At 72.9% G+C, this 11,735-nt stretch carries 10 protein-coding genes; 1 reads left to right on the top strand and 9 read right to left on the bottom strand.

The genetic code is table 11. The annotated features are described in order from the left end of the window. Positions 1-219: 219 nt before the first annotated feature. From BGP73_RS00820 to BGP73_RS00780, 9 genes are all read right to left on the bottom strand, one after another. Entirely contained in the window at positions 220-1,689 is a 1,470-nt protein-coding gene (locus tag BGP73_RS00820; protein WP_069811264.1) for a S28 family serine protease, read from the bottom strand. A 125-nt stretch (positions 1,690-1,814) separates the two neighbouring features. Then, complete coding sequence (locus BGP73_RS00815; protein ID WP_069811262.1) at positions 1,815-2,408, bottom strand: MSMEG_6728 family protein; 594 nt, start codon at positions 2,406-2,408, stop codon at positions 1,815-1,817. Positions 2,409-2,770: 362 nt separating this feature from the next. Further along, on the bottom strand, positions 2,771-6,502 hold the full coding sequence (locus BGP73_RS00810) for an ABC transporter ATP-binding protein (RefSeq protein ID WP_069812026.1): 3,732 nt from the start codon (positions 6,500-6,502) through the stop codon (positions 2,771-2,773). 407 nt (positions 6,503-6,909) lie between these two features. Next, on the bottom strand, positions 6,910-7,419 hold the full coding sequence (locus BGP73_RS00805; RefSeq protein ID WP_280138115.1) for an NUDIX hydrolase: 510 nt from the start codon (positions 7,417-7,419) through the stop codon (positions 6,910-6,912). Positions 7,420-7,495: 76 nt separating this feature from the next. Next, a complete protein-coding gene (locus BGP73_RS00800; RefSeq protein WP_069811258.1) occupies positions 7,496-8,446 on the bottom strand; it encodes an aminoglycoside phosphotransferase family protein in 951 nt (316 codons plus the stop codon). A gap of 103 nt (positions 8,447-8,549) precedes the next feature. Further along, positions 8,550-8,741 (bottom strand): hypothetical protein, encoded by a 192-nt coding sequence (locus BGP73_RS00795; protein ID WP_139134516.1) that lies wholly within the window; start codon positions 8,739-8,741, stop codon positions 8,550-8,552. Positions 8,742-9,038: 297 nt separating this feature from the next. After that, the gene (gene speB, locus BGP73_RS00790) at positions 9,039-10,049 is read right to left on the bottom strand and encodes an agmatinase (RefSeq protein WP_069812025.1); all 1,011 of its coding nucleotides are present in this window, start codon (positions 10,047-10,049) and stop codon (positions 9,039-9,041) included. 207 nt (positions 10,050-10,256) lie between these two features. Then, positions 10,257-10,529: a type II toxin-antitoxin system RelE family toxin gene (locus tag BGP73_RS00785; protein WP_069811255.1), complete on the bottom strand. Its 273-nt coding sequence runs from the start codon at positions 10,527-10,529 to the stop codon at positions 10,257-10,259. Then, a complete protein-coding gene (locus BGP73_RS00780) occupies positions 10,526-10,777 on the bottom strand; it encodes a type II toxin-antitoxin system Phd/YefM family antitoxin (protein WP_069812024.1) in 252 nt (83 codons plus the stop codon). The genes BGP73_RS00785 and BGP73_RS00780 overlap by 4 nt, the downstream gene beginning before the upstream one ends. Before the next feature lie 162 nt (positions 10,778-10,939). Here BGP73_RS00780 and BGP73_RS00775 point away from each other — a divergent pair, with 162 nt between their 5' ends. Beyond that, positions 10,940-11,728 (top strand): phosphatase, encoded by a 789-nt coding sequence (locus BGP73_RS00775; protein WP_069811253.1) that lies wholly within the window; start codon positions 10,940-10,942, stop codon positions 11,726-11,728. The last annotated feature ends 7 nt before the right edge of the window (positions 11,729-11,735 follow it).

The raw sequence follows: 11,735 nt of genomic DNA, 5'->3' as shown, positions 1-11,735 counted from the left end.
GCTCAACCCCCTCACGGATGGTCCCGCGCGGGTACCCGCCTCCCGCCGCTTCTACCCCGGCATCTCCCACGGCGGCCGCTGGCCGCCTGCCGCGCTGCTCACAGCGCGGCAGGCACGGCCGGAAGCCGGCACCGCGACCGGACGATCACTTGCCTGTCCGGCGGGCGAGCGCTTACCGCCCGGAGCGTGGCCTGCCGGCGGGCCGGAGAACGCCGGGCGCTACGGCAGCAGCGCCGGCCGCCGTTCGACCGATCGCTGGTCGAGGGCCGAGTCCCGCTTGGCCAGCGGCTCGGCGGTCGCCTCACCCGAGCGGACGGCGGCCGGGGCGACCCCCGCCCACTCCAGCACCTCCGCGGTGGCCTTGGCCCGCTCCTCCTCGACGAGACCGCCGATGTTCGCGCCGTGGTTGGCGCCCGGTGCGGTGAAGACGTAGGAGTCCTCGGCCCCCTTGCCCAGCCGGAACGGCTCGGCGCCCCAGGGGTCGTTCTCCCCGTAGACGAAGAGCATCCGCTCGGCGTTGTGCCGCACCCAGCGGTCGACGTCCCGCATCACGCCGTCCCGCCACCTCATCGGGATGGTGTCGGGCACGAAGGCGCGCGGGGTGAACATGCCCGGGTAGCGCAGCAGGTCGTCCAGGTGCGGCGTCTGCACGGTGGGCGCGCCCAACTCGGTGCCGGCCTGGTAGTAGTACGGCGTGTAGGGCTCAAGGCCCTGGTCGGTGTAGGAGGAGAAGCCCGAGACCTCGTCGACGAAGCCGTAGAGCTCCTCGGTGGCGGCGGTCGGCTTCGGCACGTCGTTGCAGTCGGCCTCGGTGCTGTACTGCCAGAACGCCCACACCAGGTCGAGGACGGCGCTCTCGTAGGCCTGGTCCAGGCTGCCGATCGTGCTGAAGGTGGCGTCGTTCTCCTCGGCCCACTGCCGGTAGCGGTCGGTCATCTCGCCCCGGCGGACGAGCGCTTCCCGCTGTACGGCGTCGAGGGCGGTGCGGCACTCCTCGGTGGAGACCTGGCGGAAGAACTCGTCGTAGGCGGAGTCCTCGCCGTCCACGACGTCGTTCGGCGCCACGTAGGCCACCACACCGTCCATGTCCCTGGGGTAGAAGCGCTCGTAGTACGTGGCCGTCATACCGCCCTTGCTGCCGCCGGTGGCGAGCCAGTTCCGGGGGTAGATCCGCTTCAGCGCCCGGAAGATCCGGTGCTGGTCGCTGGCGGCCTGCCAGATGTCCAGCTTGGACCAGTCGGCCGGCTCGGGCCGCGACGGGGTGAAGAAGCGGTACTCCAGGGAGACCTGGTTGCCGTCGACGATCTGGGTCGGTTCACTGCGCCTCGGGTCGGTGGAGACGCCGTAGCCGGAGGTGTAGAAGACGGTCGGACGGGCGGTCGACCTGTGCAGCAGGGTGATCCGCTGCTGGAACGTGCCCTTGCCCGGGTGCCGGTGATCGACCGGCTGTGTGTAGTTCAGGACGAAGAACCGGTAGCCGTCCACCGGCTTCTCTTCGATGAGGCTCATACCGCGGATGGCGAGGAGCCGGTCCTTGATGTCCTTGTGACTGCTGCCGGCCGTGCCGGTGGTGGTGCCCGCCTCGGTCTTCGGCTCGGCGGCGGTGGCCGCTGCTGCCGAGGCTCCGCCGACTCCGGTGGTGCCTATGAGCACCACGAGCGACAGGAGCCATCTGAGCGCCTTGCCCATTCGCCCTCCCTGGGACTTCGCGTAGGTCGCCGAGAACCTACCGGGGAGGTGCATGTTCATGCCAGCATCGGACGGCTCCGCCGAGCGGGCGGTCACGGCCCGGGGACCGGCCGCTCCGCCGCGCGCTACACCCACGGCGGTGTCCCGTCCCCGGGCTCAGCCGGCTCCCCGGCCGCCGCATCGGCGTCCGGTGCCGCCGCCCGGCCGTCGGCGGAGGTAGGCGGCCGGTCGGAGAGCGGCCACACATACGGCAGGTTCGGCGGGACCTCCGGGAACACCTCCCCGTACCGGTCGGGAGCCTTTCGTACCAGCGCCGACTGGTGACTGCGGTGGAACGCCGGTTCGCCGAGCCAGGGCGGCAGTTCACCCGCCAGCCCCAGCTCCCGCTGCGACCGCGGCTGCCCCGGCCCGTCCGCGGAGTCCGGTGGGACGACTCCGGTGACGTACCGAAGCCCCGCGAGCCCGGCCAGCAACTGTTCCTGGCAGCTGTCCCGGTGGCCGGCGGCGGACCAGACCCGGCAGACCTCCACGCCGTAGCGGACCAGCGCCTCCTCGTACCCGGCCCACATCAGTACGGCCGGGTGGGAGCGCCACCCGTAGCCGGGAACGGTCAGGGCGCGCAGCACCTGGAGGGCCTCCACCCGCTGTTTGCCGAGCCGACGGGTGTCCAGGAGCTGGGCGCTCCGCAGAAAACCGGGCAGGGGCAGAAAGGTCTGCACAGCGCCGCTCCTTCTCCGACCGGGACCGGGTCCATCCGGCCCGGTGCCGCTCCTCGCACCCGATCGGCTCCGCTGCGCCGGCCGTTACCGGGCGCGCAGCGGTCTCACCGGTGAGCCGTAGCCGGTTCCCCACCGCACCGCCTTCGGCACACCGTTCTCCAGCGCACCGACTCCTCTTCAGCGCTGCTTCTCACCGCACCAAGATTCTTACCGTGGCCGGACCGCCCCCGCGACCGGAGGACGGCCCGGGGTGGAACCGGCCGACTGGAGGCTGTCCGGTGGTTCCTTGCGGCCCGTGGGACGGCGGCCCGGCGAGTCGCCGGGCCGCCGTCCCGTACCGCCGGGGTGACCGGGCGGCGGCCTCAGGCCGCCGCGCCCTCCGGCTCTCCGGTGAAGGTGCGCCACAACTCGGCGTACCGGCCGCCGGCCGACAGGAGTTCGGCGTGGGTGCCGTCCTCCACCACCCGGCCGTGGTCCATGACGACGATCCGGTCGGCTCGGGCGGCGGTCGTCAGCCGGTGCGCGACCACCAGCGTGGTGCGCCGGCCCGCCAACCGATCCGTGGCCTGATTGACCAGCGCCTCGGTCGCCAGGTCCAGCGCAGCCGTGGCCTCGTCCAGCAGCAGCACGTCCGGATCGACGAGCTCGGCCCGCGCCAGGGCGAGCAGTTGCCGTTGGCCGGCGGAGAGGTTCCGGCCGCGCTCGGCCACCTCGTGGCGGTAGCCGCCGTCCAGCGAGGCCACCATGGTGTGGGCGCCCACCGCCCGGGCCGCCGCCTCGACCTCGGCGTCGGTGGCCTCGGGCCGCCCGTAGGCGATGCTGTCGCGCACCGTGCCCGGGAAGAGGTAGGGCTCCTGCGGCACCACCCCGAGCCGCTGCCGGTAGCCGGTCAGGTCCAGCTCCCGGAGGTCCTGTCCGTCGGCGAGGACCGCGCCCGAGGTCGGGTCGTAGAACCGGGCGACCAACTTCACCAGGGTGGACTTTCCGGCTCCGGTCTCCCCGACGAACGCCACCGTCTGCCCGGCCGGGATGTGCAGGTCGACGCCGCTGAGCGCCTCCTCGTCCGGGCCGTAGCGGAAGTGCACGTCCCGGAAGGCGATCTCGCCGCGGAGCCGGCGTACCTCCCGGGGCCGGTCCGCGGGCGCCGTGCTGGTGGGCTCCCGCAGCAGCTCCTGCACCCGGGAGAGCGAGATCGACGCCTGCTGGTAACCGTCGAAGACCTGCGACAGCTGCTGCACCGGCGCGAAGAAGAGGTCGATGTAGAGCAGGTACGCCACCAGCGCCCCGGCCGTCAGGGTGCCCTCCGTCACCCGGCCTGCCCCCACCATCAGCACCGCCGCCGCCGCGAGGGAGGACAGCAGCTGCACGAAGGGGAAGTAGACGGAGATCAGGAACTGGCCGCGCACCCGCGCCTGCCGGTAACCGTCGCTCCGTTCGGTGAAGCGCTGCTCCCCGCTCCGCTCGCGGCGGAACGCCTGGACGATGCGGAGCCCGGCGACGCTCTCCTGGAGGTCGGCGTTGACCACGCTGATCCGGTCCCGGGCCAAGGCGTAGGCCTTGACGCTCTTGCGGCGGAAGAAGACCGTGCCCACGATCAGCACCGGCAGGGTGGCGAAGACCACCAGGGCCAGCTCCAGGTCGAGCGCCAGCAGCGCGACGAGGATCCCGAGGAACGTCAGCAGCGAGACCATCGCCGTGACCAGACCGGTCTGGAGGAAGCTGGAGAGCGCGTCCACGTCGGTGGTCATCCGGGTCATGATCTTCCCGGTGAGTTCCCGCTCGTAGTAGTCGAGCCCCAACCGCTGCAAGTGGGCGAAGGTCTTCACCCGCAGCGTGTAGAGGACCCGCTCACCGGTGCGGCCGGTCATGCGGGTCTCGGCGAACTGGGCGGCCCACTGGACGAGCACCACCAGCAGCGCGAGGGCCGAGGCGGTCCAGACCGCCCCGAGGGCCATCCGCTGCACCCCCTCGTCGATGCCGTGGCGGATCAGGATCGGCAGCAGCAGCCCGGCGACCGCGTCGACCGCCAGCAGGCCCAGGCTGATCAGCAGCGGGGTACGGAAACCGCTGAGCAGCCGGCGCAGGCCGAACTCGGTCTCCGGCCGGGCCGCCCGCTCCTCGTCCACGTCCGGGGTGTCGGTGGCCGGCGGCAGCGCCGCCACCTGTGCGAGCAGCTCGGGGGTGGCGGGCATCCCGGCGAGCGCCCCCGCCACACCGGGGGCGGGGGCGGTGCTGGTTCCGCCGGGGGTGGCCGGTCCGGCCTTCCCGGCGGTGTCCGACGCCGGCCCGGCGTCACCGGGAGCCGCGTCCTCGCCCGCCGCGCCGTCGCCCTCCTCCTGCGGCTCCGGCTCCGCCGGCTCCTGGGCCCGGCCCGCCGGATCACGCTCCACACCGCCCAGCTCGTCCGGGTCGGTCAGCAGCCTGCGGTAGAGCTCGCAGCGCTCCTCCAGTTCCTCATGCGTGCCGACGTCCGCCACCCGTCCCGCGTCGATGACCGCGATCCGGTCGGCGAGCGCGAGCGTGGAGCGCCGGTGGGCGATCAGCAGCGTGGTGCGCCCGGCCATCACCCCGCGCAGCGCGTCGTGGATCTCCTGCTCCACCCTGGCGTCCACCGCGGAGGTCGCGTCGTCCAGGAGCAGCAGCCGCGGGTCGGTGAGGATGGCGCGGGCCAGGGCGATCCGCTGCCGCTGGCCGCCGGAGAGCGTCAGCCCCTGCTCTCCGACGGTCGTGCCGTACCCATCGGGCAGCTCGCGGATGAAGCGGTCCGCCTGGGCGGCCCGGGAGGCCGCCAGCACCTGCTCCTCGGTGGCGTCCGGCAGTCCGTAGGCGATGTTCGCGCGCACGGTGTCGGAGAAGAGGAAGCTGTCCTCCGGCACCAGCCCGACGGCGGCCCGCAGCGAGTCCAGGGTCAGCTCCCGCACGTCGTGGCCCCCGACCCGGACCGCGCCCGAGGTGACGTCGTAGAAGCGGGGCAGCAGCAGCGAGACCGTCGACTTGCCGCTTCCCGAGGCACCGACGACCGCCACCGTCTCCCCGGGCGCGATGCGCAGGCTGAAGTCCTCGAGGACCGGCCGGCTCTCGTCGTAGCCGAAGGTGACCCGGTCGAACTCGACGTCGGCGGGGGCGGAGGCGGGCAGCTCGCGCGCGTCCGGCCGCTCCCGCACCACCGGCTCGGTGTCGACGAGCTCCAGCACCCGCTCCACACCGGCCCGGGCCTGCTGGCCCACGGTGATCACCATGGTGAGCATCCGGACCGGTCCGACGAGCTGGGCCAGGTAGGTGGAGAAGGCGACGAAGGTGCCCAGCGTGATCTGGCCGCGGGTCGCCATCCAGCCGCCGAGCGCCAGCATGGCCACCTGCCCGAGCGCCGGGACCGCCTGCAGCGCGGGGGTGTACAGGGAGTTCAGCCGCACCGTGCGCAGCCGCCCGGCGAACAGCCGGCGGCTGACCTCCCGCAGCTTCTGGGTCTCCTGCTCCTCCTGGCCGAAGCCCTTGACCACCCGCACCCCGGTGACCGCGCCGTCAACCACCCCGGCGACCGCACCGGCCTGCCCCTGGGCGTACCAGGTGGCCGGGAAGAGGCGCTTCCGGCTCCGGTTGGCGATCACCCACAGCGCCGGGGCGACGGCGAGGGCCACCACGGTGAGCAGCGGAGAGAGCCAGCCCATCACCACGAGCGAGATCACGAAGAGCAGGACGTTGCCGATCATCATCGGCAGCATGAAGAGCAGGCCCTGGACGAGTTGCAGGTCGCTGGTGGCCCGGCCGACGACCTGGCCGGTGGAGAGTCCGTCCTGGCGCCGCCCGTCGAGCCGGGTGAGCGAGGAGAACATGGCCGTCCGCAGGTCGTGCTGGATGTCGAGCGCCAGCCGCCCGCCGTAGTAGCGGCGGAGGTAGGTCAGCGCGTAGACGACCAGGGCGGCCAGCACGAGCAGCGCCACCCAGGGGAGCATCGGCCGGCGCTGCTCCACCACCACGTCGTCGATGATCAGCTTGGTGACCAGGGGCACGAGGGCCATCACGGCCATGCCGCCGAGCGAGGAGCCGAGCGCCAGGAGCAGGCTGCTCCGGTAGCGCCAGGCGTAGCCGGTCAGCCGGCGTGCCCAGCCCGGCGAATCGCCCGCGGTCTCCCTCGCGACCGTCCCGGTGCGCGGGCCGCGGTTGCTCGCGGCCGTCCCGTCCCCGGCCTCCGGTCCGCGGTGCGGCGAGCCGCCGCCCGCCTCCCGTCGCGTGCCTTCCCCCGTCTGAGTACCGCCGCTCACCCATGACCTCCGTCGTCCCCGTCCGCTACGCGGTGCTGATTCCGCCACACCACGATCGAGAACGCCTGCGGCTCATCGGTTTGTTTCGGCAGCGGTTCCACCTTATGGCCCGTCCGACCTCAGCCGGAGGTCGTAGTGCGGCGGGCGGCGTCCGTCCCGGCCCGGGTTCGCCGGGACGCGGACGGGTCTCCGCGGTCTGCCGCCCACCCCTGGGGCCGGGTCCGCGCCGGGGCTCCGGGTCAGTCCCGCAGCGGCGGGCCGGGCTGCGCGGGAGCGGCGCCGGGCGGGACCGACCAGGGGCCGTCCGGCACCAGGGCGGCGAGCACGGCCGGCAACTGCGGGGGCTCGACCTCGTCGGGAAGCGAGCCGAGCTCCGACCACGCGACCCAGGCGTGTGTGTCCAGGTTGACCTGTTCGTCCGGGAGCAGTCCGGTGCGAACCAGCGCCGGTTCCTCTTCGGCGAACCGCGCCAGGAAGAAGTGCTCCGGCCCGGTGAACCGCTTGCCGTTCCAGCGCACGTCCCGCTCGACCGGCAGCGACTGGTCGAGGACGGCCGACGGGTCGAGTCCGGTTTCCTCCAGAAGTTCGCGGCGCGCGGCCTCCAGCGGGGTCTCGCCGGGCTCGATGCCGCCGCCAGGCGGCTCCCAGAGCAGCCTCCCGCCGAATGGGTCGCGCCAGTGCAGGAGAAGCAGGCGATGGGCGGCGTCCAGACAGATGACCCGGGCGGCGGGCCGGTGCGTCGTCTCCATCATCCCGACGGTATGCGGTGCCCCGGACGCCGTTCAACAACGCCGGATGCGTACCGGAGGTGGGTCTGGGCGCCGCCTACTCCGACAGCGCCTCGGCGATCGCCCGCTGGTCGGCGGGTACCGCGCGCTGCCCCTGCTCCAGCCGCCAGAGGCAGTTCTGGAGGACCCGCCCGAGGGTCCAGCCCCGCGCACGCTCCCGGTCCAGGGAGAGCGCCTCGGTCATCAGGTCGAACCGGCGGCGGACGGATCGGACGACGTCCCCGGTCGCCACGAGGGCGTCCCAGCGGTTCCAGAGTGCCGGGAAGAGCTCGAAGGCCGGGTCTCCCACCAGCGGTTTCGGGTCGATGGCCAGCCAGGGGCCCCGGTCGGCAGCCGTGGCGGGCGCGGCGAGGACGTTGTCGTGGTGCAGGTCCCAATGGAGCAACCGGTCGCCCGGCGGCTCACCGAGCAGTTCGCGGACCCTGGCCGCGCAGTCGCCGAGCAGCCGGCGGTCGGCCGGGTCGGCCAGGGCGGGCAGCGCCTGCTCGGCCCGGTCGAGCAGGGCCTTCGCGATGCCGGTCAGTGTGCGCAGCCCCTCGGGCGCGGGGTGCGCGGTCAGCCGGGCCAGCAGCCCGGAGAGCACCCGCAGTGCCTCCGTGTCGTCCGGCAGGGAGGCGAGGGAGCGGTCGGCGTCCAACCGTTCCAGCAGCATCGTCCCGGAGGCGGGGTCGTGGCGGAGCAGCCTCACCGCACCGTCTCCGTCCCAGCGGCGCAGGGCCGGCGGTTCCCCGCAGGTCTCCGCGTCCACCGGTTGAAGCTTGAGTACCGCCGGGGCGCCGTCCCGGTCCAGCACCGGCAGGACGAGGGCCATCCTGCCGCACCGCACACCCCCGTCCGGCCGCAGCTCCCAGCGATCGAGGTACTCGGCGACCAGTGCGGGCAGGGCCGCGATCCAGGCCCGCCCCGAGGCTCCGGAGTGGGTCTCGTACGCCGCGGCCAGTGCGGCGGGGACCGGTGTCCGGGCGGGTTCGGGGCGGCAGGCGGTCATCGGGCGCTCCTCGGTCCGTGGCGGGTCGGCCGCGCCGGGGCGGGAGGGGTCCCGGGTTCCGACCGGCCAGGGATACCACGACCGAATTCGCGGCCGCCGGGTCTCAGCCCTTCAGACGGACCTTCAGGTAGATCCAGGTGGCGACGCTCACCGTGAAGACGGAGAGCGGGTAGAACCCCGTGTGGCCGCCGCGGGGCAGGGTCAGCATGGTCACCACGAGGGCGAGCACGGCGATCACGCCGGAGATCATCCGCGCCACCACCAGCGCCGCGGCCTTCTCGAGGTCCTCTTCCACCACCGCGCATCTCCCCTCTCCCCACCGCCGCGCCCGGGGCGGTGGGGAGGGCACGTCCACGATTCGGAAACCGCAGCCACACTATGCCGAGCTCCCGGCGGCGGGGCGGAACGGCGCGTACCGCGGTCCACCCACGGGTGAGCGCCCGGGTGGTGGTGGCGCGGTGTCCGGCGGGCCGCACGGGGCAGCGCTCACGGTGCCTCAGTCGGCTCTTGACGGGGGTCACGGGGCCGGCCGCCCGGCGATCGCGGGCACCGGACGCCGCGACCTGGTCCACGCAGATCCCGACGACACGGCCTAACCGCGGGCTGCCGCGATCTGGCGTGCCATCAGCGTGGTGAGTTCGTAGGCGGTGTGGGAGGCCGCCACCGAGGTGATCTCCGCGTGGTCGTAGGCCGGTGCGACCTCCACCAGGTCGGCGGAGACCAGGTGGCAGTCGGCCAGCCCGCGGAGGATCTCCAGCAGTTCGCGGGAGGTGAGCCCGCCCGCCTCCGGGGTGCCCGTGCCGGGTGCGTGCGCCGGGTCCAGGACGTCGATGTCGATCGAGATGTAGAGCGGGCGGTCGCCGACCCGCTGCCGCAGTTGGTCGGCGACCTCGTCCACCCCCCGGCGCATGACGTCCGCCGAGGTGACGATGCCGAAGCCCATCTTCTCGTCGTCCGTCAGGTCCTGCCGGCCGTAGAGCGGGCCGCGGGTGCCGACGTGGGAGAGCGCCGAGGTGTCGAGGACGCCCTCCTCGACCGCGCGCCGGAAGGGTGTGCCGTGGGTGTACTCGGCGCCGAAGTAGGTGTCCCAGGTGTCCAGGTGGGCATCGAAGTGCAGCAGGGCGACGGGTCCGTGCCGGCGGGCGACGGAGCGCAGCAGCGGCAGCGCGATCGTGTGGTCTCCGCCGAGCGTCATCAGCCGGGCGCCGGTGGCCAGCAGGTCGTCGGCCGCGGCCTCGACCGTCTCGACCGCCTCGTGGATGTCGAACGGGTTGGCGGCGATGTCGCCCGCGTCGGCCACCTGGGCGAGCGCGAACGGGGCGGCGTCCTGTGCCGGGTTGTACGGGCGCAGCAGCCGGGAGGCCTCACGTATCGCGTTGCCGCCGAAGCGTGCGCCGGGCCGGTAGGAGACCCCGCTGTCGAAGGGCACCCCCACCACCGCGACATCGGCCGCGCCCACCTCGTCGATCCGGGGCAGTCGCGCGAAGGTGGCCGGACCGGCGTAGCGCGGGGTCCGGGACGAGTCGACGGGCCCGACCGGGCCATCCGGCCGACGGGGTTGCGTAGTCACCTGTTTTACCTGCCTCTCACACGGCACGGACATCGGAGGACGGTCCACGAGCCTAAGGGTTGTCCCGTAAGCGGTCGCTCTTCCTTCCGCCCGAAAGCACCAAGGGGGCGGTGGGACGGTTCAGGCGGCCCGATCGAACGAGCGGGCCCGACGGTTCGCACTCACGACCGTCGCCTGTCACGCCGTCGTTCAACGGCTTCTCGACGCCCGGCCGCTTCACCCCGGCACCGCGCTGGAAGCTTACCGATGGGGGGAGGTCGCTCGGCCGGACGTGCGCCCGATGTGGGTGACCAGGATGCGGACGACCTGGTCGTCGACGACGTACAACGCCCGGTAGGAACCGCCTCTCAGGCGCCGGTACCCGTTGCCGTACGGCGTGGAGTTGGCGGGCCGGGGATCCCCGGCGAGGGCGTCGACGGCTTCGTACAGGGCGGCCAGACCCTGCGGATCGTCCTTGAGGAACCGCACCGCGGCGCTGGTGGCCTCTGGCTCCCAGATGATGCTGTAGGTCACGTACGCAGCCCCAGCATGCGGCCGACCTCTTCGTGGCTGACACCCTCATCGAGCACGCCCTGGGCCCGGCGCTGCTCGCGTTCAGCGATCGCCAGGGAGTCCTCGAGGTCTTCAATTACCTGAGGCGACACGAGGAGAGCCGCGACGTGGCCGTGATCGGTGAGCGCGATGGTCTCGCGGCCGTGTGCGGCGCGCCGCACGAGGTCACCCAGTTCGGAGCGGGCTTTGCTGATCGCGATCTCAGTCATGGCCACAGGATTCCACAAGATTAACCTAGTGGGATCCTGTGGGTCGAAAGCCTCGGCGAACGACCATCCTGCCGGGAAGTTCCGGGAGGCGGCATCCAACTCCGCAGGTACTTTCGCAGCAGCTCCACGGCGTTCCCCACCCCGGCCAGGCACAATGTGCCCATGCCGATACCCCGTCCCGCCCCCGGCCGTGCCGAACTGATCGACCAGCTCGTCCACACGCGCATCGCGGGCAACGTGGCCACGCCCAGGGAGAACAACCTCTCCCACTACCGCCTGCTGGCCAACGGCGACCGGCACTTCTGGCTGGGGTTGGAGTTCGGCGACCGGTGGAACGACGAGCAGGACGTGCTGGCCGTCATGGCCGACCGGTGCGGGGTGATCGACGACCCGGAGTACCGGGCCGGGCAGGACATCATCGACCCGGAGCTGACCGTCGGCGCCCTCGACCGGATGGCCTCGGTGCTCCGCAGGGCCGCCGACGGCGGCGAGCGGGTGCTGTTCGCGACCGGTCACCCCGGTGGACTGCTCGATGTGCACCGGCACATCGCCGAGGCCCTGCGGCAGGCCGGCTGCGACATCGTGGTCATCCCCGGCGGCCTCCAGGCCGACGGCGGGCTGGTCTTCCAGTTCGCCGACGTCGCGGTGTTGGAGCAGGGCGCGACGCTGTGGCACACCCACTCCCCCGGGCCGATGACGGCCATCCTCGACGGTCTGCTGCGCGAGGGCAGGGCGCTGCCGCAGCTGGTGGTCGCCGACCACGGCTGGGCCGGCTGTGCGGCGCAGCGCGGCATTCCGGCGGTGGGCTTCGCCGACTGCAACGACCCGGCGCTCTTCCTGGCCGAGGAGGAGGGCACCATGGAGGTCACGGTGCCGTTGGACGACCACGTGCTGGACCCGCGCTTCTACGATCCGCTGACGGCGTACCTGCTCTCCGCCGCCGGACTGTGAGAGCGCT

It is taken from the genome of Streptomyces sp. TP-A0874, from assembly GCF_001748085.1.
In the GTDB taxonomy this organism is placed as follows: Bacteria; Actinomycetota; Actinomycetes; order Streptomycetales; family Streptomycetaceae; genus Streptomyces.
Note: the sequence above shows the minus strand (reverse complement) of the source record. Positions and strands in the feature narration are given on the sequence as shown.

What these genes read in the sequence shown, in the direction of transcription:
- BGP73_RS00820 (WP_069811264.1), bottom strand. Translation starts at nt 1,689, where the DNA reads ATGGGCAAGGCGCTCAGATGGCTCCTGTCGCTCGTGGTGCTCATAGGC.
- BGP73_RS00805 (WP_280138115.1), bottom strand. Translation starts at nt 7,419, where the DNA reads ATGGAGACGACGCACCGGCCCGCCGCCCGGGTCATCTGTCTGGACGCC.
- BGP73_RS00800 (WP_069811258.1), bottom strand. Translation starts at nt 8,446, where the DNA reads ATGACCGCCTGCCGCCCCGAACCCGCCCGGACACCGGTCCCCGCCGCA.
- speB (WP_069812025.1), bottom strand. Translation starts at nt 10,049, where the DNA reads ATGTCCGTGCCGTGTGAGAGGCAGGTAAAACAGGTGACTACGCAACCC.
- BGP73_RS00780 (WP_069812024.1), bottom strand. Translation starts at nt 10,777, where the DNA reads ATGACTGAGATCGCGATCAGCAAAGCCCGCTCCGAACTGGGTGACCTC.
- BGP73_RS00775 (WP_069811253.1), top strand. Translation starts at nt 10,940, where the DNA reads ATGCCGATACCCCGTCCCGCCCCCGGCCGTGCCGAACTGATCGACCAG.